19 protein-coding genes, 1 other RNA gene and 3 pseudogenes are annotated in these 22,663 nt (G+C 41.1%); 11 read left to right on the top strand and 12 right to left on the bottom strand.

Annotation, left to right across the window (positions count from 1 at the left end):
- The first annotated feature begins 190 nt into the window (after nt 1–190).
- Entirely contained in the window at nt 191–1,438 is a 1,248-nt protein-coding gene (locus tag SP99_RS17120) for an HNH endonuclease (protein WP_231584251.1), read from the top strand.
- 70 nt (nt 1,439–1,508) lie between these two features.
- Here the strand turns inward: SP99_RS17120 and SP99_RS25120 are convergent, their stop codons facing one another.
- Nucleotides 1,509–2,147, bottom strand: a complete 639-nt coding sequence (locus SP99_RS25120) for a hypothetical protein (RefSeq protein WP_231584250.1) — start codon at nt 2,145–2,147, stop codon at nt 1,509–1,511.
- A gap of 633 nt (nt 2,148–2,780) precedes the next feature.
- On the opposite strand from SP99_RS25120, the pseudogene SP99_RS24425 reads away from it, so the two are divergent.
- Together SP99_RS24425 and SP99_RS17105 are read left to right on the top strand one after the other, a co-directional pair.
- A pseudogene (locus SP99_RS24425) lies at nt 2,781–3,514 on the top strand (IS3 family transposase); the annotation flags it as partial.
- Nucleotides 3,515–3,684: 170 nt separating this feature from the next.
- Nucleotides 3,685–4,854 carry a PIN domain-containing protein gene (locus SP99_RS17105; protein WP_047959281.1) on the top strand — a complete coding sequence of 390 codons (1,170 nt, stop codon included), beginning with the start codon at nt 3,685–3,687 and terminating at the stop codon, nt 4,852–4,854.
- A 69-nt stretch (nt 4,855–4,923) separates the two neighbouring features.
- Here SP99_RS17105 and SP99_RS17100 read toward each other — a convergent pair whose 3' ends face one another.
- The 4 genes and pseudogenes from SP99_RS17100 to SP99_RS23975 form a co-directional block, all read right to left on the bottom strand.
- Entirely contained in the window at nt 4,924–7,245 is a 2,322-nt protein-coding gene (locus SP99_RS17100; RefSeq protein ID WP_047959280.1) for an AAA family ATPase, read from the bottom strand.
- Nucleotides 7,208–7,894 carry an ABC-three component system middle component 1 gene (locus tag SP99_RS17095; protein WP_047959279.1) on the bottom strand — a complete coding sequence of 229 codons (687 nt, stop codon included), beginning with the start codon at nt 7,892–7,894 and terminating at the stop codon, nt 7,208–7,210. Before SP99_RS17095 ends, SP99_RS17100 begins: the two co-directional genes overlap by 38 nt.
- Complete coding sequence (locus SP99_RS17090; RefSeq protein WP_047959278.1) at nt 7,884–9,122, bottom strand: ABC-three component system protein; 1,239 nt, start codon at nt 9,120–9,122, stop codon at nt 7,884–7,886. The genes SP99_RS17095 and SP99_RS17090 overlap by 11 nt, the downstream gene beginning before the upstream one ends.
- Before the next feature lie 151 nt (nt 9,123–9,273).
- Nucleotides 9,274–9,543: pseudogene (locus SP99_RS23975) on the bottom strand (integrase); the annotation flags it as partial.
- A 231-nt stretch (nt 9,544–9,774) separates the two neighbouring features.
- Here SP99_RS23975 and hxsD point away from each other — a divergent pair.
- From hxsD to SP99_RS17065, 5 genes and pseudogenes are all read left to right on the top strand, one after another.
- Nucleotides 9,775–10,047 carry a His-Xaa-Ser system protein HxsD gene (gene hxsD, locus SP99_RS17085; RefSeq protein WP_047959277.1) on the top strand — a complete coding sequence of 91 codons (273 nt, stop codon included), beginning with the start codon at nt 9,775–9,777 and terminating at the stop codon, nt 10,045–10,047.
- Nucleotides 10,047–11,435 (top strand): His-Xaa-Ser system radical SAM maturase HxsB, encoded by a 1,389-nt coding sequence (hxsB, locus tag SP99_RS17080; RefSeq protein WP_047959276.1) that lies wholly within the window; start codon nt 10,047–10,049, stop codon nt 11,433–11,435. The genes hxsD and hxsB overlap by 1 nt, the downstream gene beginning before the upstream one ends.
- The gene (gene hxsC / locus SP99_RS17075; protein WP_047959275.1) at nt 11,428–12,540 is read left to right on the top strand and encodes a His-Xaa-Ser system radical SAM maturase HxsC; all 1,113 of its coding nucleotides are present in this window, start codon (nt 11,428–11,430) and stop codon (nt 12,538–12,540) included. Before hxsB ends, hxsC begins: the two co-directional genes overlap by 8 nt.
- Nucleotides 12,537–13,172 (top strand): His-Xaa-Ser repeat protein HxsA, encoded by a 636-nt coding sequence (hxsA, locus tag SP99_RS23970; RefSeq protein WP_072060280.1) that lies wholly within the window; start codon nt 12,537–12,539, stop codon nt 13,170–13,172. The genes hxsC and hxsA overlap by 4 nt, the downstream gene beginning before the upstream one ends.
- Nucleotides 13,173–13,240: 68 nt before the next feature.
- A pseudogene (locus SP99_RS17065) lies at nt 13,241–15,053 on the top strand (DUF6119 family protein).
- On the opposite strand, the gene SP99_RS17060 reads toward SP99_RS17065, so the two are convergent.
- From SP99_RS17060 to smpB, 4 genes are all read right to left on the bottom strand, one after another.
- Nucleotides 15,040–15,456, bottom strand: a complete 417-nt coding sequence (locus SP99_RS17060) for a hypothetical protein (protein ID WP_047959272.1) — start codon at nt 15,454–15,456, stop codon at nt 15,040–15,042. The pseudogene SP99_RS17065 and the gene SP99_RS17060 sit on opposite strands and share 14 nt — an antisense overlap.
- A gap of 38 nt (nt 15,457–15,494) precedes the next feature.
- Nucleotides 15,495–16,724 carry an integrase domain-containing protein gene (locus SP99_RS17055; RefSeq protein WP_047959844.1) on the bottom strand — a complete coding sequence of 410 codons (1,230 nt, stop codon included), beginning with the start codon at nt 16,722–16,724 and terminating at the stop codon, nt 15,495–15,497.
- A 165-nt stretch (nt 16,725–16,889) separates the two neighbouring features.
- Nucleotides 16,890–17,253, bottom strand: a transfer-messenger RNA (tmRNA) gene (gene ssrA, locus SP99_RS23965).
- An 89-nt stretch (nt 17,254–17,342) separates the two neighbouring features.
- Nucleotides 17,343–17,825: an SsrA-binding protein SmpB gene (smpB, locus tag SP99_RS17050; RefSeq protein ID WP_024908331.1), complete on the bottom strand. Its 483-nt coding sequence runs from the start codon at nt 17,823–17,825 to the stop codon at nt 17,343–17,345.
- A gap of 156 nt (nt 17,826–17,981) precedes the next feature.
- On the opposite strand from smpB, the gene SP99_RS17045 reads away from it, so the two are divergent.
- Together SP99_RS17045 and SP99_RS17040 are read left to right on the top strand one after the other, a co-directional pair.
- On the top strand, nt 17,982–18,419 hold the full coding sequence (locus tag SP99_RS17045; protein WP_003863117.1) for a type II toxin-antitoxin system RatA family toxin: 438 nt from the start codon (nt 17,982–17,984) through the stop codon (nt 18,417–18,419).
- Nucleotides 18,409–18,696, top strand: a complete 288-nt coding sequence (locus SP99_RS17040) for an RnfH family protein (protein WP_025759268.1) — start codon at nt 18,409–18,411, stop codon at nt 18,694–18,696. Before SP99_RS17045 ends, SP99_RS17040 begins: the two co-directional genes overlap by 11 nt.
- Before the next feature lie 103 nt (nt 18,697–18,799).
- On the opposite strand, the gene bamE is transcribed toward SP99_RS17040, so the two are convergent.
- The 3 genes from bamE to nadK all read right to left on the bottom strand — a co-directional run bounded on the left by bamE (nt 18,800) and on the right by nadK (nt 21,902).
- A complete protein-coding gene (gene bamE / locus SP99_RS17035) occupies nt 18,800–19,138 on the bottom strand; it encodes an outer membrane protein assembly factor BamE (protein ID WP_008502502.1) in 339 nt (112 codons plus the stop codon).
- Between the two features lie 138 nt (nt 19,139–19,276).
- Entirely contained in the window at nt 19,277–20,938 is a 1,662-nt protein-coding gene (gene recN / locus SP99_RS17030) for a DNA repair protein RecN (protein ID WP_047959271.1), read from the bottom strand.
- An 85-nt stretch (nt 20,939–21,023) separates the two neighbouring features.
- On the bottom strand, nt 21,024–21,902 hold the full coding sequence (gene nadK / locus SP99_RS17025) for an NAD(+) kinase (protein ID WP_008502500.1): 879 nt from the start codon (nt 21,900–21,902) through the stop codon (nt 21,024–21,026).
- Nucleotides 21,903–22,024: 122 nt separating this feature from the next.
- Between nadK and grpE the strand changes: the two genes are divergently transcribed.
- Nucleotides 22,025–22,618 (top strand): nucleotide exchange factor GrpE, encoded by a 594-nt coding sequence (grpE, locus tag SP99_RS17020; protein ID WP_008502499.1) that lies wholly within the window; start codon nt 22,025–22,027, stop codon nt 22,616–22,618.
- Nucleotides 22,619–22,663 lie beyond the last annotated feature (45 nt).

Here is a 22,663-nt window from a genome sequence, read left to right as displayed (position 1 = left end):
GAGATACCTTAATAATCCCTTAAGAATCTGATGTCGAAGGAATACGTGCTGATGGTTGAAAAAACGGAAGTCGAAAAAGTGTGTGGGGAAAAAAGAGGTGAGCTTTCACCTAATGTGGTTTGCATCGGCTTAGTTAGGAAGTTAATATCTTATAAATCAGTCCGTTTAATATGAGGTGTGAATATTTCACATGAATTACTTCTGGATTACGCAAAGCCCATGGTCACAAAAAAAAGAACTTGAGAATGGTTGGATCAGCGCAAGGCCCGCAAAAAAATACAACCATTATAGAGAAATGGTTAAAACCATTAAGAAAGGCGACCTCATTTTTTTCTGTAGTCGTGGGGTAATAAATCATGTAGGATTTGCGCTCGCTTCGTCTATGTCAGAAACTGACAAAGTAGGTGAAATCTGGAAGGTTAAGATTAAATCTTATCAGTTGGAAATGCCAATAGAGATTAGAAATCACAGTGAATATCTCTTAGAAAAAAGAGCAGAGAAGTATTCGCCAATCACTTATTTAGGTACGGCGCATCAAGGCTATTGCTCAGTGATAAGTAAGGTAATTGCATGGTATTTACTTTCAAGGGCTGGAGTATATTATAAAAATAACAGTATAGTTGAATTGGAAAAAACTATAGGATACAGAGATTCGAAATCGGTAAGCCATAGAGTTTCAAACTTAAATGCTTTGATGTCTTCTCTCTCTAGAGAGAACATTTTAGACACACTAGATAAGTTTGGTGAGTTGATATATTCTGATTATAAATACCAAAACTCTACAACCTATGACCTTGAATATGATGGAGTTAGATATCCACCTAAAGTCATTTTTGGTATTTCAGCTATTGCATTGATTAATAGACCTTTGTTTGCTGATGAATTTAGCGGAGGAGTCAATTCACCTTGTTTTCATATATTAGAAAAACTTGGGTTTAACATCGTTAAAAAGAAAAAATCTAGTGATGGGAATGAATTTGAAGATATTGATTTTCTAATCAATGATATTGAAATGATTGAAAATGACGATTCACTCTCGGTAACAGAACGCGAACAGCTTATAGCCGCACGTAAAGGTCAAGGGAAGTACAGAAAAGAATTAATTAAACTATATGGGAAGTGTATCATTACTGATATTCCGTATGAATTTATGCTTAGAGCAAGCCATATCAAGCCTTGGAAAGTATCAAATAATAAAGAACGTCTTGACCCTTTTAATGGTTTTTTACTTTCTTCAAATGTGGATATTTTATTTGATAAAGGTTTCTTGAGCTTTGAAAATAGTGGTGAGTTAATTTTATGTAATGAGTTAAAAAATGAATTCACGCTTCGTCTTTTGGGGATCGACATACGCAAAAAAGTGATGATACCCCCAGGCTCTTTCAAATATCTAGATTGGCATCGTAAAAATTTTTTTGGACGATACAAAGGGAAATAAACCCCAATGTCTTTGAGTCAGTATATATTTAAAATATACTGACTTGATTGTGTTAGAACCAAATCCTACATTAGAATTTTGGCTGTTTTGATTTGTCATAACAGCTTTTGGTAAATGAGGCCTCGCTATCTATATAGGCAATACTTGTTAAAATTACTTTACATGTTAAATTGCCAACATTAAATTCTTTGGATTTTCCTAGTTCAAGAGTGTAAGGTTCATTATCGAATTGACCCTCTACGGTAGTGCTATAAACATTTTGCGCGGATATATATAAATTATTTTCTGTTAATGCATAAGATTTGCCTCTTTTTAGTATAAATTCATCGTGTTTTGATACAACCGTTTGTAAGTATTCATTGGCAGAGTTTAAAGCGGCTTCTTTTTTCATTAGCTTGGATCTGATATCTTTGTTTTCAAGTTTTAATTTATCATTATCTAATTCTAAATAATTCAATCTGTTTCTTTCGTCTATTCTTAAATTAAGAGATTCAACTGATTTATTTATTTTTAATAAAGTCTCAGGCAGCTTCCATTCATTTGATTTTTCATATACTGAAATTTGATTGTTTAAATCATTTATAGTTTTGGAATAGGTATAGTCAAAAAAAGTCCAAAGACCACCTAAAAGACCACCTATAGTCGTTAAAAAAAGGCCAGTAACGTATTTGGGGTTCCACCCGTTACTTTTTTTATCAGTAGTTTCCATGTCAACAATTCTCAAATGTTAAATTAAATGGAATATATCATTTGAACTGTAAGACAATCAATAACATATACATAAAAAATGTTGCATCCCTTGATCTTCTGCGGCAACTAGGAGAATGCCTTTGACTTATTCGTCTCTCCGGCTCCGCCAGGTTAGTAACGCGCTGGTAAAACCTCAGAAAATCGAGCCCATGTAAATTTGACGTTATGTCCTGCTGTTACTCAGTAGCTCCCTTATGTTTGTTGGGCATTGTTAATTTATCCGACTAAATTTTAAATATTCTGAACAATCTAGAGGAGCTTAAACTACCCGATACTGGGATTAGCATGAGGTTTTCAAGAGATACCCCTTCAACCCAACCCGATTCAAATCCGGATATGCAATCATCGCTTCATAATACCCATCCCCGATCATGCGTGGTGGGCTTAGTAGTACTCCGCTCAGACACGCCAACTCTACCATCCGAACCACCTCCGGCTTGTTGCCGATATTAAGGGTGATTTGCGTCCAACTGTAGTGGTTTACTGAATTTGGCCACCTGAACAGAGGTGATATGCTCATCTCAGAACAATACAGGTGTCCCAATGAAAAAAAAGAAATTTCAGCGCAGAGTTTAAACGCGAATCCGCTCAACTGGTCCTTGATCAGAACTACACCGGTGCAGCTGCGGCCAGTGCTATGGAAGTGGGGCTTTCTACCATGACGCGATGGGTAAAGCAGTTACGAGATGAACGACAGGGCAAAATACCTAAAGCCTCCCCTATAACCCCGGAACAGATTGAAATACGTGAGCTAAAGAAAAAGCACAACGCATTGAAATGGAAAACGACATATTAAAAAAGGCTACCGCGCTCTTTATGTCGGACTCCCTGAACAGTTCTCGTTAATTGAGAAACTCAGAGCGCAGTATCCTGTGGTCACACTCTGCCATGTGTTAGGGGTTCATCGCAGCAGCTACAAATACTGGGTGAAAAGCCCCGAAAAGCCCCGAAAAGCCAGACGGCAAGCGGGCTGTATTACGTAGTCAGGTTCTGGAGCTGCATAACATCAGCCATGGCTCTGCTGGCGCGAGAAGTATCGCCATCATGGCAACCCTGAGAGGCTTCAGAATGGGACGCTGGCTTGCCGGCAGGCTTATGAAAGAACTGGGACTGGTGAGTTGTCAGCAACCCACCCACCGGTATAAACGTGGTGGCCATGAACACATCGCTTTCCCAAATCACCTTGAGCGACAATTCGCAGTGACAGAGCCTAATCAGGTATGGTGCGGCGATGTGACGTATATCTGGACAGGCAGGCGCTGGGCTTACCTTGCCGTTGTTCTCGATCTGTTCGCTAGGAAACCGGTAGGCTGGGCGATGTCATTCATCTAAGTAGGGGGTGTTGCCAGAACAAACCGACAACGATCGTGGATTGCAAGGAAATCCTTAAAACCACTTTCTTACTATACAATATTACCTTGGCACTTTAAAAAGCATTTGTCAACATCTAATACTAGTATTATCTTTAAATAAAAGGAAGTTTTTAGGAGAAAGTTTTGAAAATTTTAATTGATACGAATATCTTTCATAATTCATATTATATCAAATCTGCTGACTTGCGTTTAATGTTAAGTTATATAAATAATGAGAGTCATGTATTACTCATTTCGGATATAGTATTAAAAGAAGTGGAAAAACACTTTCGGGATGGTTACGATGCAGCTAAAAAAAAGCTAACCTCTGCATTGATTGAGTATAACAGGTTTTTCCCTATGGGCGATGAAACGAAAGTTGAACATTTTGAAGGTTTTACTGATGCAGATGATCGGAATCCGATTAGATATGATTTTTTAAAACAGATATATAAATATATTGATAAAAATAAAGTAATAATTATTAAATCTGATGAAGTATCGCATCAATGGATTTGTAAAAAAGCGTTTAATATTGAGAAGCCTTTCAAAAACGATGGTTCAGGCTATAAGGATAGTTTAATTTGGCTTTCTTTCTTGAATTATCTTATTGAAAATAAAGTTGAAAATGAGGAAGTGGCTTTTGTCTCTAACAACTCTCATGATTTTTCTTCCCCAGAGCAAATATCTAATAAAAAAATAGGGATGGGAGTCTTGCATGATGATCTGAAGGCTGATATTAGTTCTCTGGGTGTAAAAGCAGATATTAAATATTTTCATTCAGTATCTAATCTTATGAGCCACTATTCTGTAGAGAAAGAGAGGTATCCTACGTCATATGTAGATATCAAAAACTATATTGAAATTGGTATGTTTGAAATGGACTTGGGAACTTTTCTTGAAGATTCATTTTTTAAAAAGGCGGACAATATAAATGTTACTGACAGTAAAGGTCAGGTAGATTTATATTTTAAGGCTAAGGCTGTTTATATAGGCAGATTTTCTAAAGTTAAACTTGAGATAATACAAACTGAGTTGAGTGATTTCGGTATATTGTGCAGATGTCGTTTAGATTACAGTCAAGTTGAAGTTGAACTTACGTTTGACAAAAATGATGATACTTATTACAAATCCCTGTTGAATCATGAGAAACGTCATTCTTTGAATGATTATGGCAATGATTTTTCTTTAAGCATGAATCACTCTATGCAAATTGAAACGACATTCATATACGTACCAAAGGAAAATAAAGAATACAACGAGGACTATGGTAGTATTACAGATATAAGTATTCAATATATTTACTTGGGGTGATTTTCAAAAAGGAAAGGCGTTATATAATTTAATATAGCTAAGGTATATCAATACCCTAGCTATAAATTTCTATTTACCGGTATGTGATTGCATGTTGAAGGGTTTTTGCGTCAAACCTGCACGCATGAATCTAAACCTGAGATATGAAGAAATATTATCTTCATGTGATGAGAGTATCAACTGCCTATTACTTAACTCACAGCGTAGCAAGTCGCTTAAAGAAGCTATATTTATCTCGTCAAGAGATTGAGCTGGATCATCTATCAGAACAAGGGGGGACTTCGCATACACTTTATTAAGTGATAGGAAAAAGGCCAAGCTCAATGCCGATAGCTGTCCAGAACTCATTGACATGGTTGCGTCATGTTCTGATTTTTCTGCTGTGCAGAACCTCAGTCTATCTCCATTCCCTTCATCTATAAATAGTCCTAAGCCACGTTGATAGTTTTGGATAAGTCTACCGCTATAAATATGGAACGTTAACTCTATATCAGCGATGGTTTTTTTAGAATAATCTTTGTTTAGTATAGTGAGTTGTTCCTTTAATGTGGTAATTTTCTGTTTAGCATTTGTTAAGGCTTTATCCATATCTAACAAATCGTTAAGCTCTTTTTTTAAAGCTTTAAGTCTAAGATTATTCGCTTCATTCATTTTGTATAAGAAATATTTATCTTTTCGATTGATCTGTTCTAAGTCTATGTTGAAAACATCATCTGGTGTAGCGAATGATTCATTCAAGACTGATTCCCATCCTTCAGGAAGTGAAATCAGCTCATTTTTCTTTTGTTGACGTATCAACGATACTAATGATTGTTTCCTTGATTCTATTTCTTCTGGTAAATCTGTAAAGGTCTGCGGGTAAGATATTCCGATTTGTGAAAGTCTTTCATTTATTCTTTTTATTTTTTCGAATATGCTTTCTGACTTTTGTAAACTATCAAATAATTTTTTGTCAAATTTAAGATGTGTTTGTGCTTCTACCAAACGCTGAATCTCAGCATCCTTAGATTGCTTTATTTCATCGAGTTCGGCTTGTAGCTGTTTCCCTACATTATCTAATAAACTTTCTAAAGATTTACTTTTAATATCGATTGCGTCTAATAGCAGATCTTTTGTGATCCAGTCATGCCCACAAAGTAGACAATGTTTTTCTGATAGATAAGTTTTCTTTTGATGTTCTTCTATTAATTTCTTTCTTGCTTGGCTAATCTCTACAAGAATAGCATTTTTCTCACCTATTTCTTTTTTGTAATTATCTCTAAGTTGTAAGTGTCTTTTAAAATCGATAATATTTATATTTGTATTATCTTTGATTTTATCAGTATCATCCTGACTTATCGAATCTTCCTTCTTACGCAAAATGCTTAAAGATAAATTCATCCCATTGTTAATCTTATTCTTTTGAGCCAGTTCCGGGTAGGCTTCAATATGATGTCCTACTTTTATTACCTCGGTTAATAGCTTTTCATTTTTGCTTATGAAATTTTCTATTCTGGCATTATCAATAATTACGCGAAGCTGTTCTTTGTTAGTAATTAGTTTTTTAAGTAATGAAATTTTATTCTCATTTTTTTCTGTTGTTTCAATATCAGAAAAAATTGAAGGGTTCTCAACATCCCATGACGGCGTAGTCAGATGAGTTGATATTTTTTCATACTGCACAGGATTATTATCATTTGTTCCTGGTACACCTATCGCTTGAATTTGAGATGTAATTGAATCCCTCTTTTGAATGAAATTCAGACCGGTTGATTTCCTCGTCAATGTACTTTGAACTCGTCCACATAAATTTATGATTTCAGTTAGTTCACTAACGTTCATCAAACCACTGATAGCATTTTTTCGCTGCCTAATACTGTTAGCAAAAATAAATGAACTCTGTCCTTGTTCAAGATAGTTAAGAAAGTTGTAGTTATCAGTGAATTTTTCGCCTAATATTTCATCAAGTTCATTTTGTGTAATTAAGGTGCTGTTTTCGTAAGAGTCTAACAAACCTAATTTATAGAGTTTAAATATGCTAAAATTATCTGCTTTATTATTCTGTATTATTTTTAAATCTTTTGCATGTGCTCTGCGTGAAAAGTAAAGTTTCTCATTATTATCATTCGCCATCTCGACACTGATTTCGATATCATCCTCTCCATTTGTTTTGTTCCAGAAAAGATTATCACTATAATTTTTAATGCCTCCTGGCATTATTGTTTCACATAGTTGTACAATTCTTTTTATTTTTCCTGTAAACAATAATTCTAAAGCATCATATACGCTTGTTTTGCCATATCCATTAGGGCCTTCAAGTGTCAACAAAGAAGAACTCTCAAAATCGAATTCGACTTTATCAAACGCTTTGAAGTTATTTATTCTCAGCTTTGATAGCTTCCAGTTCTTCATTTATTAATTCCTCAATTAACATTTCTAAATTTACATCACTTTGTTTATTTGCTGTGCTGATCTTGGTATATATCTCAGATAAATTTAATGAATCTACCAGCGTGTTGATTTGGAGATCAATTGGAACAATATCCTTTTCTATATCAGGCATTTCTAAAAAAGGTAGTTTAATGAAAATTCTAGCTGCCATGTTATACAGGCTGGGTCGGGATGGATCTGCTTTATATGTGGAGAATTCTTCATGATCTGAGAGAACTGCTCTAAGATTATTAAAGTTCTTCCCGGAAATTAATTGATTCTCTTCATTTGAATAATACAATACATACTTTTTGAAATGATAAGCATTTTCTTCTATATCAAATATACTTTTTTCATATTGCTTGTAATTTGAAAGCTTGTCGAGTTGAAAAACTATTATAAGATCAGTGTTTTTTGCAAAAGCTGGAGCTTCTAAAAGTTCAGTTGGGATGTTGTTAATAATTAACTCATTAATGAAACTCGCATCTTCAAGTTTATCAGTTCTGTAGATTATTATATATCGACGTAATGCATCTTTCTCCTTTTTAAAAAAAGAAATATTTTCTAGCGTACTTTCAACTTCTATAAATTGGTGATCTTCAATAGCTTGTTTTATAAAATTATTTAGCATTTAGTTCCGCCTCTGCTTTATCAGTAGAGATAACCCTTAAATCAAATTCCCTAACAATATGGTTATTGTTCTCTTTAGAGTCGTTAATTTTTGTGATTTTTTCTGAGGTTGCTGAAATTATCGTATCATCTGATACTTTATAGGCTATTATATTATTATATTCATAAAGCAACGATGCAAGTGTAGCATTATCCCTTATGTGATTTTTCAACTCTTCTTGGAATGAAGTGTTTCGTCTTCTTCCATCTCTAATTGTCAAAGCTGTTGGGAGATATTTATCTATTTTTTTAGAATAATGAGGCAAGCCCATTAGTTTTGGTATGTGGGATATTGCTGCTACTACATCAAGATAATCCCGGACATCATCTTCATTTATAACATTGTTTTGTCTGTGAGGCTGTAAAGAGGTATGCAATTGTATGGCAGAGTTATAATTCAAGCTATAAATAAATCTGAAAACGTTTGATATCGATTCAATTTGCTTCACGCTAAAAGCGTCCAAGTCATTATAGAACTCAGTTTCAATAATATTTGTTATTTTTTCTTTGGTTAATAATGCTTGATATATTTCGTCTGTCCGATTAAGTGGGGGGGATATTAGTAATTCCCAAAAAATGCTACTTGCGATTCTATTATGATATGCTGCGTAGTCTTGTTTTTGTCCATTGTGAACTAAATTATGAATTACAATTACTTTATTAGTTATTAACTCTGAGAGTAAAGTGGATTTTTCAATAATTAAATTTTTTGTTTTAATCAACTTATTGGTATCTAAAAACAATTCAATTTGCTCATCAATCAATTCATTTATTTTTGATAGTAAACAGTATTTAATATCGCCATAACTGTAAAACTCCACTATTTTCCCATCATTACTTGTATAATTTTCAAAATTATCAAGTTCTTTAGCTACATGAAAATATCTGATTGTATTTTCATCACAGTCAGTAGCTATACATGCTGCTTTATAAATAGCTTTGACATATTCAGAACGATATTGCGATAGCTTTGCTTTCACTTGATGAGTTGATATCACCTTGCCATCACAATAAATAGCAAAGTCATCTGTGCTATCTAATTGCAACTCAAAATTATCAATTATTCTTTGTTGAAATGATTTTGCCGTTAATAGTTTCAGGCAGTGATAAAGAGCTACTTTCCCTTGGTAAACAAACCCCCCCCAAGAACTGATCGCACTTTCTGGCAGTGTTTCCTCTATGTTAGACATTTTTTATCCTATGAAAATTTTACTGAACATAGCTATAAATCAGAATTCTTACATAGACATACTAATCATTTTTAGTGCGATTGAAATGCAAAATGTTCACTATCTTGCTCATAAATGTGAGAAAGTTCAATTATGAGAGCAGCTAAAGATTTTAATCGGTATATCCTTCTGTTGAGGTTAACTTGCCAATAACACTTATTGATGAGTTTCCAAAGGATGCTGCTTCTACATACTCACCCCACCAGAGCATCATCTCTCTACGCAGTTCAAGGTATTGAGCACGATTGTAGGCTCTCCTGACTTCGTAAGTATCGATATGTGCTAACGCAGCTTCAATCACATCAGGAGGAAATCCTTTCTCTTTAAGCACTGTTGAGGCAATAGCTCTCATCCCATGACCGACAAAAAGATCTTGAAGCCCATACTTATAATGGCATGTTAGCCTCCTAAATTTTCACCTGTTCGAGCTGCTGATGATAATCGGAAAATATCATTATTTACATAGGGATAAGCAACATCATTTTTCAGAATCGCCATTCAGATGCTAACATCCTGTAACATATTAATTAAATGGTGTATCCTCATTTCTATAGGAAAAATCCGCTTTAAAGCGGTTGCTGATTGTGATTATTAGTTTTGTGAGGCAATGGCAATGTGCGAAAGGACGTTTAAAAAAGATGTTTATTCTGAATGGGTTATACGCAATAGCCTGTACTGGATGACTTCTCTTACTCAGTGGAAACTTTGTGAAGATATATCCTCCTGGACAATCTCTTTTGAAAACGATGGTCCCGAATGCCTCTATGAATTCGAGAGGCTGCTGAATGATTATGCTTTGCGAGAAAAACTACAGCATAAAACGGGGGCGTTGAGAGATTCTATTGTCCATAAAGTGCTTCGCAGTGTCGATGAAAGGCTTTCGTAATGGAATTGATGCCATTCAATTTTGACAGATTGCCTAATGGACGGGTTTTTATAAGCAACCTCGCTGGCTTTCATCACTTCATTAATGAGCAAGAGCTGCTTGATCTTTCTGATGAGCAAATCAGTGCGGAGCAATCAAACGCACTAGAAAGCAAGCTGTTCATAACCAACGAAAGCTCATCAGCTATTGCTTCCTATGCTTTAAGTTCTGCTTTTGCAAAACGATTGATGAATGAACTGGCGATCAGGCCAATTTTCATGATTGTGCCCACATTGCGCTGCGACCATACCTGCAAGTATTGTCAGGTCAGTAGAGCTTCAGTGAACGCCTCTGGTTATGATCTAGATCCCGATCTCATCCCTGATATCATTTCGACTATCAAAAAACTATCGACACCACCTTACAAGGTAGAGATACAGGGTGGAGAGCCACTCTTGCGGTTCGATTTAATTCAGTCTATCTATGAGCATTGTACTGAAACGTTGGGAAGCACCGATTTTGAGATGGTGATAGCATCAAGCCTGTCTGTCTTGAATGAGGATATGCTTGAATGGTCGAGAAACAGGAACATAACGTTCTCTATTTCGCTTGATGGTGAGGAAGTTGTTCACAACAGTAATCGAATTCTTGGTCATGGGCTTGCTTATAGTAGAACAGTATCAGGAGTAGAGGCTATCAAACGGTCTTTAGGCGCTGGTCGCGTTGCAACGGTTACTACAGTTACTAAAGATCTTATCAGGCATCCTGAATCGATTGTCCAGGCTCACTTGTCTCTTGGCCTCAAGGACATGTTTATCCGACCTGTTAGTCCCTATGGGTTTGCACAAAAAGCATCGTTCACCTTTTCTATGGACGAATACTTAAGTTTCTATGCCTCGTTGATAGATGAAATCCTTAAGATCAACATTGAAGGGATAAGGGTTGTGGAACATTCGGCCTCCATTCATCTGAAAAGGATCTTCAATCCCGGTTTTAGTGGTTATGCGGATTTGAAGTCGCCAAGTGGGGTCGTGCTTAACAGTATTCTTTTCAATTATGACGGTCGAGTATATGGCAGCGATGAGAGCCGTATGTTGCAGAAGGTGAACCCTGAAACGGAATTCAGTGCGGGTGAGGTTAAGACGCTATCATTTTCCAAGAGTCCTTACTATAACGCAGTATTGAGTTCATCGTTCAATTTTGCTCTGCCAGGTTGTGATACATGCGCGTATCAACCTTTTTGCGGTGCAGACCCATGCCAGAACATAAGTGTACAAGGTGAGCCTGTCGGTGATAGGAGTCGTTCAACGTTTTGTCAGTATCACAAGGGAATGTTCAGGTATCTGATGAACTCCATCTCAGAAGGTGGTCCGAAGGCTGAGATGCTAAAAGGATGGGCATATGTCTGAGGTTATCAGGAACGATATCTTTCATTTTGCTTCAAAAAAGAATGTGCCCACAGGGTTCTATCGGTTATGCAAACAAAAACCAGTGAACCCTTTATTCTTTTTGCCCAATTTGCTGGTAGTTGCTGAAAGCAATAATGATGCCATTCTACCATGCTTTGATTACTCTGTTATTAGCACTGAATTATTTGAGTCAATTGAAGATGGAGATATTGGGGTAATTAACAATGGCAATATGATCCGCGTTATTCTGTCCCGCAGAGCCAATCATAATACTGTCTTAGTAACGGAACGCTGCAATAACTTGTGTCTCTTTTGTTCGCAGCCACCAAAGAAATCAAATGATGACTGGCTACTTACCCAATCAGCCCTTGCTATCGCTTCATTTGGGTTGAATGGAGTAGTTGGGGTCAGCGGTGGTGAACCTTTGCTGTATGGAGATGATTTCCTTAACTTCATTGATTTTATCATCGAGAATTCACCAGGTACTGCTTTGCATGTTTTAACAAACGGACGCAAATTTGCTGATACCAACTTTACTCATGAAATGGCAAAGCGAAGTAAAAAGATAAAAATCACCTTTGGTATACCGCTCTACTCATCAAGACCACTTGTGCATGATCATTTGGTAGGAAGTGATGGCGCATTTAATGAAACGGTTAAGGGGTTAATCAATGCAGGGAACTCAGGGATTAATATCGAACTTAGAGTTATTCCGACACTGGCTAACTATACGGAATTGGATGACATCGTAGAGTTCGTTGGCCGTGTTTTCTCCAACATCAATCAGATTTCCCTTATGGGGTTGGAATCTATCGGTTGGGCGCGAAAAAACTGGTCAACAATCTTCATTGAACACAGCAGCTATAGTGAGAAAATAACCTCCGCTATAGACGCTGCACACAGGTCAGGTATACCTCTAACAATTTTTAATTATCCTTTGTGTCATCTTCCTGAAAGAGCCTGGGAGCTTGCTGCTCAGTCGATCTCTGATTGGAAAAATTACTATCCTAAAGAATGTGATGAATGCACTCAGAAGTCTTCCTGTGCTGGTTATTTCAGTTCTTCAACGGGCCGTTTTCATCAACCACCGAGACCAATTTTATGAAAAAATTTAATTTTGCTGCTCTACTTCCGGGGTTTTTGGCACTCAATAATTCTGTATGGGCAAGTGATTCATCTACCGGAGCAAGTGATTTGCCTGGTATGACTCTTAATGAACATGATTTAGTGATAGCCCCACTTAACACCGAAGTTCCATTCTACATTGCAGGGCATCGCAGTCATAGCTCCCATCGTAGCCATAGTTCTCACCGTTCATCATCAGGTGGCGGGTACTATGGTGGCAGCACTCCCTATTATCCAAAAACATACAGCTCACCAAGTTCATCTGGGTCTTCAAGTTCAGGAACAAGTTCCGCATCGTCCTCTTCCTCTGTGCGTTCGCTTCGTTCTAACGACAATAACAACTCTACTACTACGAATTCTGTTGGAACTACAGAAGCTAACCGTGCAAGTAATGAGCTGACTTCTGGTACAGAGAAGCGTAAGCGCTTAATCATGCGGGTTCAATTCGCTTTGCTGGACAAAGGTTTTTACAACGGGAATATTGACGGCATAATGGGGCCTTCCACAAGGCAGTCAATAAAAAATTATCGCATTGCGAACGGACTACCAGTGCCCTCAAGTGAAACCTTAGATACACAGTTGTTAAATTCATTGAGTATTTTAGCTCGATAAATCAAGTATATTAAAAATTATTCACTTTAACATTAACTTGTATGAATATATATTTCAGAGGCGATTAAATGTCAGTCAGCTATAACATATATAGAATGCCATATAAGAGTCTTCCAGAATTGACAAAAAAAATCATTAAAGAAGGGCTTGTCGAACAAAAAACTATTCTACATCAATCTTATCAACTCAAATTTTATTTTTCTGATAAGTTAAAAGGAAATGAAGTATGGTGGTGGGATGTTTTTAGTGATTTCTTCAATGAAGAAATTGAAAAGCCTCATAATATATTCTATTTTGGCCTGCTAATAGGATTTAAAGAAAAGGACCCTGAGAATTGCTATCTTATCAGTCTTGGTAAATCACATTTTTATCTCAGCAAGTTTATTGAAGCAGACTTTGGGCTGAATGTGGCAATGCGTATAGCTAATGATGAAAATATTTTACTCAAGAAAAGCAGATTCTTTTGTGGGGGAAAGAGTCAGGAGGCATCCTCATACTCACAGTTTGTTCAAGGATCATATTTTCCTGGCGAATCCATCGAGCATCTCAAAACAAAAGCCAAAGAAACTGACAAGTGGGGATGTAATAATATAACTTTTTCTGATTCAATTCAGCTAAGTTTGGATGGTGCCCCTACTGCATTAGTCGATGTTTTCAATGATATTGATTCTTCGTTGGCAACCAAAGAGAAAATCGAATTTCCTAAATCGGAAAAAATCACTGACGAGTCAAAGATCGATGAGCTTGATAATTATCTACTTCAATCGATCATTACAGATGATGCAAAAGTTATTATTGATGAGATTCAATCTTTTGGTGCCTCTATTGTAATTAATAATTCTTTGACATTTTTTAAATTGCACACAAAAGTTGAGGGGAGTGGAAAGTATCTTCAATCATCAGATAAAATTAATGACATAAAAATAGCAGATGTAAAGAAATTCATAAAAACTAACCACATAAAAGATGTCAATAAAGTTTTTGTTAAGATAACTAATGAAAATAACAGTGGTCATACAGCCTCGTTAAAAGAAATATTGAGCATTACTTATAGCGAGGGCAGTGAGCACTTCTTCCTTAAGAGGGGAGGATGGAGTCGATTTAACTCTGCTTTTATGAAGTATTTGTCTACTTCTTTAGCCAGTATAAAATTTGAGGTTAAAGATGCTCTTAAGGAAGACGACTTCAAAGTATGGCAAGCTGAAAAAATAAAACAAATCGCAGAAGGAACTTCTAAAGACAAATTAGAATATAGAGAGTATTATTTTAATGAAAAGATGTCTGATGAGAAAGGTTATATACTTCTAGATCGCCAGCTAAAAAAAATACCATCCTTACGTGATAATGGCAAGGACTACAATGTTGAAGTTGCAGATCTTTATAAAAATGGAGAGATTATTGCTGTAAAGATATCAGATAAACCGCATGATCTAATTTATAATATTGAACAGTCAAAAACTACAATTCAAACTATAGTAAGAGGAGTAGTAAACTTTGAAGAGACAATTACTGATGTGGTTTTATGGATCTCAACTACTACAAAAGCTAAAAAATTAATTGACATCAATTCTATTCAATTTTTATTGGCGGTTCAAACTTGGAAGGAAGTTGTTGAAGGATTTAATCTGAAACCAAAGATATATTATTCACATCACGACAAATCCCAAAAGAAAAAGGGAAAGAAAAAAAACGCATCTTAAATCTCAACTTAGAATTGGTTATGGAGAAAGATATCAGGCTATAGCGTCTCAGTATCGCTCCAATATTGGTGTGGGTTATGTATCACCGATACTACCAAAATTATTATGTTTTAGGTATGGTGATTTACCGCCATACCTCTTTTGTATTTATCTCGCAATGATGTTGTTTACTTTTGTTTAAGTCTTCTAAGCTTCATACTTTCTAATGAGAATAATAATAGAGTTGTGCTGTATATAAAACCAGAGTTAGTTAATAACTTTAAATTTAATGCTTCAGGATTTTCACTGAGAAAATGAAAGGCATAAACTAAGTATACAGCTAAAGTAGCCGTTCCAATTGTTGGTCCAATATCGCCTTGATCATGAGGTTCAAGGTTTACATTGAACTTAAAAATTAGCCATTCAAATCCCCAAGTTAAAAAAACAACTAATATCATGGCTGCAAATAATTTCACAATGTTATCTGCTGATGGATTCATTAGAACCGATTGTTCCTGAAAAAATTCGCAAAGTGAGAGTCCGAAAAAAATAAAAAAAAGCGGTCTGGAACTGAATTTTTCAAAAACTTTGAATAAGGCTTCCATTTTCTGCACCTTCAGGATTATATTAACTATTCTGATGCCTAGGCTACCAGAGCATTTAATCTTTGAGCTTGAACGTAATCACTCCACCATTGCATCAAACTCTGTCGCTCTATCAGATATTCTGCACGATTGTATGCTGCGATAATCTCATCTTTTTTTGAGTGGGCAAGGGCTGCCTCAAGAACTTCAGCTCTGAACTTACCAGACTCCTCTGCCGCTGTTCTTGCAATAGAACGCATACCGTGAGCTACAAGCTCGCCTCCAAACCCCATTCGGATGATAGCTGCGTTGGCTGTTTGTTCATGCATATGGTTAAGAGGCGCTTTAATGCTAGGGAAAACCCATTCACTATGTCCACTTATTGAATTCATTAATTCAAGGATGTGCAAAGCTTCTTTACTCAAAGGAACTTTGTGAGGCTTTTTCATTTTCATAAAATCAGCAGGAATGTTCCAAATGCTGTTGGTTGTATCAATATCAGACCACCTTGCACGAACGGCTTCACCCGGACGAACCCATGTCAACAATTGCCATTCAATTAGCATACGTGTTTCCAACCGGATTGAAGCATTCGTCAAGGATTCCATAAACCTTGGCAATTCGCTTGGGGGAAGGGCAGGCATATTTTGCTTTTTTGGTTTACTGAATCTTTGGCCAAGGTTGTCAGCCGGGTTGAACTCAATAAGTTCTTCAGTGGCTGCCCACCGGAAGATTTCATTCAGACGGGAAATGATGCGGCGTAGAGTTTCCAACACCCCTCGTTGCTCAATAGGATCAAGGTGTTGTTTTAAGAGCTTAGGCCGGATCTCATTGATAGGGACATTACCCAGACCAGGAAAGACATTTCTCTCTAAGCTGCGCCAGATGTCTGCTGCATGGTCTTGTGAGATACCTGATGTCTTTACCTTCTCATCTAACCATTTCCGCGCTACGGCTTGGAGAGTGTGCTCAGTAGCACTCTTTAATGCCTTCGCCTTATCGTTGTTATGGATTTGTGGATCAACACCATTTGCCAGAAAGGAAAGATATTCATCACGTAAGGCTCTGGCTCTTGCCAGTGTAAGGTGAGGATAGGTCCCAAGGCTCATTTTGGTTCTTTTTTTACTCACTGGCACTGCATACCTGAAATACCAATTCTTCTTTCCTCCTTTCGAGAGGGGAGCGATTCGTAGTATCAAACCATCTCCGTCAAACAAGTTGATTTCTTTGTCGGCTGGCTTGGTGCTTTTGATTTCAGTGTCAGTGAGCTTCTTAGCGATTTTTGCCATTTTGGGACCCTCGGTTTTTGGACCCTTCTTAGTGGGTCCCATTCAGGGTGCCATATGTGATAGTTCTCAGCAATTCTCACTGGACGACAATAGACGTAAAAAAGCCCGCAGAGCTTGTGCTATGCGGGCTTAGTAGACTTCATTGTACTTCAAACAACTAAAAAGTGGTGGAGCTGGCGGGAGTTGAACCCGCGTCCGAAATTTCTACATCCTCGGTACTACATGCTTAGTTTGTCTTTACATTCGCACGCCAGCTGCGGACAGACACGCCACTAACGAACTAGCCTGATTAGTTTTAACGCTTCAACCCCAGGCAGGGCTTCCACGCGATCTCTTTTGGGTTTGACCTCTCTTTAATCCCCGTCTTAAGAGCGGAAGCTAGGGAGAGAGGGCTCAGAGCAGGTTATTAAGCTGCTAAAGCGTAGTTTTCGTCGTTTGCGACTATTTTTTTGCGGCTTTTAACGAGGCAAACCGCCCCTCGGCATGCACCTTGGGTTTCGCAAATCCCGTCGAATCCAGAATCAGCCCCAATAGTGTTGAACTAAGTATACCAGATTTCACTTCCTGGATACCAGCCCGGAACGCTAACTTATTGAATAGTACAATAAGTGTGCAGAATCAACGTCCTGCGTTTTTCATGATGCGCGCTTTGTCGAGCTGCCACTCGCGCTCTTTCAGGTCAGTACGTTTGTCGTGCTGTTTTTTACCTTTCGCGACGCCAATTTTCACTTTACACCAGGCGTTTTTCCAGTACAGCGACAGGGCGACCACCGTGAAACCTTCACGGTTAATGCGCCCGTAAAGGGATTCCAGCTCACGCTTGTTCAGCAGCAGCTTACGGGTGCGCGTTGGGTCACACACGTAGTGTGACGAGGCGACGGTCAGCGGCGTAAAGTTCGCACCGAACAGGAAGGCTTCGCCATCTTTCAGGATCACGTAGCTATCGCCGATGTTGGCTTTCCCGGCGCGCAGCGATTTTACTTCCCAGCCCTGCAACGCAAGGCCCGCTTCGAATTCTTCTTCAATGAAATACTCGTGGCGAGCACGCTTGTTGAGCGCAATGGTCGCCGAGCCTGGTTTATGTGCTTTTTTCTTCGTCATAAGTGTCGTAAAGCCGTCGGTAATCTGATTTCAAAAAGTCACCTCATTGCGTCCTGTGAGGTCTAACGCGCTATCTTAGCACGAGATGAGGCTTAGCGTTTTTTTAACAGGTGATAAATGTTATTATTTGTCCGTTGTGTGACCATGGGAAATGCTATGCCTCAGATTAGCCGTACTGCGCTTGTGCCTTACAGCGCGGAACAAATGTATCAGTTAGTGAACGATGTTCAGTCTTATCCAGAGTTTATTCCGGGATGCACCGGGAGCCGCGTTCTGGAGTCCGGCCCGACGCAGATGACGGCGGCAGTGGATGTCTCCAAAGCGGGGATCAGCAAGACGTTCACCACCCGTAATACGCTGACGAGCAATCAGAGTATTTTGATGCATCTGGTGGATGGTCCGTTTAAAAAGCTGATGGGAGGCTGGAAATTTACGCCACTGAGCGCTGACGCCTGTCGCATTGAGTTCCATCTGGACTTTGAGTTTACCAATAAGCTGATTGAGCTGGCGTTTGGCCGCATCTTTAAAGAGCTGGCCTCGAACATGGTTCAGGCGTTCACTACCCGCGCCAAAGAGGTTTACAGTGTCGCATAAGATTGCGGTAGAAGTGGTGTATGCGTTGCCGGAGAAGCAGTACCTGCAGCGCGTGACGCTGGAAGAGGGGGCGACCGTCGAAGCGGCTATCCGCGCTTCCGGCATCCTTGAGCTTCGCAGCGATATCGACCTGGCGAAAAATAAGGTTGGAATTTACAGCCGTCCGGTGAAGCTGGGGGATGTGCTGAAAGAGGGCGACCGGGTGGAGATTTATCGTCCGCTGATTGCTGACCCGAAAGAGCTGCGTCGCCAGCGTGCGGAGAAATCTGGTAAGTAGCGGTTTCTTTCCCTCACCCTGACCCTCTCCCCAATGGGGCGAGGGGATCAACAGAAAACAAAAAAGGTGCTCAATGAGCACCTTTTGCATTTCTGACACCGAGTTATTTGGTCAGGGCAGGCTTATTGTCGATGTTGGTCAGCACACCAGCGCTGCTGAAGGTCAGCGTCAGGGTCTGCTGGGTTGCATCTTCATGGCCCGGCTTCTGACGGAAGACATAGAACCAGGTGTTAGTGCCGAACGGATCGGACATCATCGGGGTTCCCAGTGCATAAGCGACCTGCTGTTGTGTCATCCCCACACGGATTTTGGACACATCGTTAGGGGTAAGGTAGTTCCCCTGGTTGATGTCAGGACGGTAAACCACTTTCTCCAGAGTGGAACAGCCTGCGGTCAACATCAGAAGAACCGCTGCGGCAGCGGTCAGCATTTTACAACGCATAGTGATTTGATTCCTTTTCGGGCCCGAGCAGAACGCGGCTCATATGTAATATGCCGATGATAATAGACCTTGCCCCACTTTGAAACCGGTCTGGCGGCGTTTTTGTTGTTCTGTATGACCCTGAGATCCCGAAAAAGTTTATGCCGCCAGCAGTTCTTTCGCGTTCGCGAGCGTATTACGCGTCACTTCGCTGCCGCCGAGCAGGCGCGCCAGCTCCTGCAGACGTGCACGTTTATCCAGCGGCTTCATGTGCGTTTCGGTCATCTCGCCGTCGGTTTCCTTACTGACGATAAAGTGATGATGTCCACAGCCCGCTACCTGCGGCAGGTGGGTGACACACATCACCTGCGTTGATTCGCCTAACTGGCGCAGCAGTTTACCGACCACCGCCGCCGTCGGGCCGCTGATCCCGACATCCACTTCATCGAAAATCAGCGCCGGGGTTTCCATTTTACGCGCGGTAATCACCTGAATTGCCAGCGCAATACGCGACAGTTCACCGCCGGACGCCACTTTGGAGATTGCCTGCAGCGGCTGCCCCGGGTTGGTGGTGACGCGGAATTCGATGCGATCCGCACCTTCTGCCGTCAGGTGGTTTTCTTCGAAGCGAACATCAATGGTGAAGATGCCGTGCGGCATCGCCAGCGTGTGCATGCTGTCCGTGATGTGCTGGCTCAGTTCCTGAGCGTAATGCTGACGGATGTCGTGCAGCTTTTGCGCTGTCGCCAGCGCCTGTTCATGGTGCAGGCTCACTGCCAGAGAGAGGGTTTCCAGGGAGTCAGCCTGATCGTCAAGCTGCTGCTGCTCTTCCAGCAGAGACTGATAGTAGCCCGGCAGCTCTTCCGGCGTGACGTGATGCTTACGCGCCAGGGAGATCTGACGGGAGATTCGCTGTTCAAGTTCAAACAGACGGTTCGGGTCGAGATCGAGACGCTCACAGTAGTGGCGCAGTTCGTCACCGGCTTCGGAGATCTGAATGGCCGCCTCTTCCAGCATATCCAGGACGCCAGAGAGTTTGCTGTCCATGCCGACCAGTTCGGTAAGCAGCTGACGAACGTTATACAGCTGGCTCTGCAGGTTCACATCTTCGCCATCCGCCAGCAGGTTGAGCGCATTCTGGCTGGTTGAGAGCAGGTGGCCGCTGTTTGCCAGGCGTTTGTACTCTTCGTCGATTTGCTCAAACTCACCCGGCTGCGGGTTAAATTCGTTCAGCTCTTTAAGCTGGTATTCCAGCAGCTCCGCACGGGCGGCACGCTCCTGGCTTTGCTGTTGATGCTGGGCAAGTTCCCGGCAGCTTTGATGCCACTGGCGATAGTGCTCAGCCATCAGTTGAGTAAGCGCGTACTCACCCGCATAGCCGTCCAGCAGCGCTTTCTGCTGTTCGGGTTTAACCAATTGCTGATGCGCGTGCTGACCGTGGATCTGGATAAGCAGCTGGCCAAGTTCGCGCAGCTGGGAAAGCGGAACCGCCGTGCCGTTGATAAAGCCACGTGAGCGACCGTCGCTGCTGATCACGCGGCGAAGTAAACACTCACGTCCATCTTCAAGCTGGTTCTGTTCCAGCCAGCGCTGAGCAGCAGGGGTGTCTTTCAGGGAGAAACGGGCGCAAAGGTCGGCACGGTTCGCGCCCATGCGCACCATGTCGCCCTCTGCACGGCCGCCAAGGCACAAGCCGAGGGCATCAATGGCAATGGATTTACCTGCACCGGTTTCCCCGGTGATCGCCGTCATGCCGCTGTGGAAATCGATCTCAAGCTCACGAACAATGGCAAAGTTGCTGATGGTCAGTTGTGCCAGCATAATTGTTTTCCTGTATGAAAAACCATAACTGTGTTTTCATACAGTATAAACTGGTTTTATATACAGTAAAGTGCTGGATGCAAAATCAGAACAATTTTTTTGACCAGCCAAGCTTCGAGCTTAATGTGTTGAAATAGCTGTAATCTTTCGGGTGAATGAGATTCAGGTGGTAATCACACCGGCGAATAAGGACGTCTTCACCCTCCTGGATTGGCAGCGCTATCTGACTGTCGCAGCTGATCTCCAGGTCGTTACGCCGGTGCGAGAACCGCAGACGTATCGTGCTGTCGCCGTTGATGACCAGCGGCCGGGCAGAGAGCGTGTGCGGGAACATCGGCACCAGGGTAATGGCATCCAGAGACGGGGTCAGGATCGGCCCGCCGGCAGAAAGCGAGTAGGCGGTTGAACCGGTCGGGGTGGAGATAATCAGCCCGTCAGAACGCTGGGAGAAGGCAAAGATTTCATCGATATACACCTCGAATTCAATCATGTGCGCCACTTTACCGGGGTGGAGGACCACCTCGTTAATCGCGGTGCTGATGCGTTTCTGGCAATCCTGCTGGCACACCTGCGCTTCCAGTAAAAAGCGCTTTTCACTGATATAGTGGCCTTCCAGCACGTCGGCCAGCTGCTGCTGCGCATTGTCCGGGTCGAGGTCGGTGAGAAAGCCGAGATTGCCACGGTTGATGCCGATGACCTTGATGTCATACCGCGCCAGCGTGCGGGCCGCGCCGAGCATGTTGCCGTCGCCGCCCACCACCACGGCGAGGTCGGCCTGTTGGCCAATTTCCGCCAGCGTGCCGGTTTTGACGCTCTTCAGCTGCAGCTCCTGGGCAATCTGCTGCTCGACCATCACTTCATAGCCTTTGCTACACAACCAGCGATACAACATTTCATGTGTCGTCAATGCGGTAGGGTGACGCGGATGCCCGACGATCCCAATACACCTGAAATGATTATTCATTTTCTGGAGGTCCTTGTGCCTGATGAATGATGACAATCTGTCTTGTTCCCTTGAATCCCGGAAACTGATCCCCATAATAAGCGAAGTTAGCGAGATGAATGCAGAAAAACGCGGAGAAATTCATGAGTAGTAAAGAACAGAAAACGCCTGAGGGGCAAGCCCCTGAAGAAATTATCACGGAACAGCACGATGAAGTTGAGGCTGTAGAGCCAGACGCATCTGCTGAGCAGGTGGACCCGCGCGATGAAAAAATTGCGAATCTGGAAGCCCAACTGGTAGAAGCACAGAATCGCGAACGCGACAGTGTTCTGCGCATCAAGGCGGAGATGGAAAACCTGCGTCGTCGTACCGAGCAGGACGTTGAGAAGGCGCACAAGTTTGCGCTGGAGAAATTCGTCAACGAACTGCTGCCGGTGATCGACAGCCTCGATCGCGCGCTGGAAGTCGCTGACAAAGCGAATCCGGACAACGCGGCGATGATCGAAGGCATCGAGCTGACGCTGAAATCCATGCTCGACGTGGTGCGTAAGTTTGGCGTGGAAGTGATTGCCGATACCGACGTGCCGCTGGATCCAAACGTTCACCAGGCCATTGCGATGGTGGAATCTGAAGAGATTGAAGCCGGTAAAGTGCTGGGCGTGATGCAGAAAGGCTACACCCTGAACGGCCGTACCATTCGCGCTGCGATGGTAACCGTGGCGAAAGCGAAAGCGTAATTTGCCGCACGCGTAGTGCCGGGTGGCGGCTTCGCTCACCCGGCC

This window comes from Enterobacter sp. BIDMC92 (assembly GCF_001030225.1).
GTDB classification, from domain to species: domain Bacteria; phylum Pseudomonadota; class Gammaproteobacteria; order Enterobacterales; family Enterobacteriaceae; genus Enterobacter; species Enterobacter sichuanensis.
This window is presented reverse-complemented; position numbering and strand designations above follow the sequence as displayed.

Bases quoted from the DNA above. Each gene is read 5' to 3' on its own strand.
- SP99_RS17120 (WP_231584251.1), top strand. From the start codon at position 191: ATGAATTACTTCTGGATTACGCAAAGCCCATGGTCACAAAAAAAAGAA.
- SP99_RS25120 (WP_231584250.1), bottom strand. From the start codon at position 2,147: ATGGAAACTACTGATAAAAAAAGTAACGGGTGGAACCCCAAATACGTT.
- SP99_RS17100 (WP_047959280.1), bottom strand. From the start codon at position 7,245: ATGAAGAACTGGAAGCTATCAAAGCTGAGAATAAATAACTTCAAAGCG.
- SP99_RS17095 (WP_047959279.1), bottom strand. From the start codon at position 7,894: ATGCTAAATAATTTTATAAAACAAGCTATTGAAGATCACCAATTTATA.
- SP99_RS17090 (WP_047959278.1), bottom strand. From the start codon at position 9,122: ATGTCTAACATAGAGGAAACACTGCCAGAAAGTGCGATCAGTTCTTGG.
- hxsD (WP_047959277.1), top strand. From the start codon at position 9,775: ATGTGCGAAAGGACGTTTAAAAAAGATGTTTATTCTGAATGGGTTATA.
- hxsB (WP_047959276.1), top strand. From the start codon at position 10,047: ATGGAATTGATGCCATTCAATTTTGACAGATTGCCTAATGGACGGGTT.
- hxsC (WP_047959275.1), top strand. From the start codon at position 11,428: ATGTCTGAGGTTATCAGGAACGATATCTTTCATTTTGCTTCAAAAAAG.
- hxsA (WP_072060280.1), top strand. From the start codon at position 12,537: ATGAAAAAATTTAATTTTGCTGCTCTACTTCCGGGGTTTTTGGCACTC.
- SP99_RS17060 (WP_047959272.1), bottom strand. From the start codon at position 15,456: ATGGAAGCCTTATTCAAAGTTTTTGAAAAATTCAGTTCCAGACCGCTT.
- SP99_RS17055 (WP_047959844.1), bottom strand. From the start codon at position 16,724: ATGGCAAAAATCGCTAAGAAGCTCACTGACACTGAAATCAAAAGCACC.
- smpB (WP_024908331.1), bottom strand. From the start codon at position 17,825: ATGACGAAGAAAAAAGCACATAAACCAGGCTCGGCGACCATTGCGCTC.
- SP99_RS17045 (WP_003863117.1), top strand. From the start codon at position 17,982: ATGCCTCAGATTAGCCGTACTGCGCTTGTGCCTTACAGCGCGGAACAA.
- bamE (WP_008502502.1), bottom strand. From the start codon at position 19,138: ATGCGTTGTAAAATGCTGACCGCTGCCGCAGCGGTTCTTCTGATGTTG.
- recN (WP_047959271.1), bottom strand. From the start codon at position 20,938: ATGCTGGCACAACTGACCATCAGCAACTTTGCCATTGTTCGTGAGCTT.
- nadK (WP_008502500.1), bottom strand. From the start codon at position 21,902: ATGAATAATCATTTCAGGTGTATTGGGATCGTCGGGCATCCGCGTCAC.
- grpE (WP_008502499.1), top strand. From the start codon at position 22,025: ATGAGTAGTAAAGAACAGAAAACGCCTGAGGGGCAAGCCCCTGAAGAA.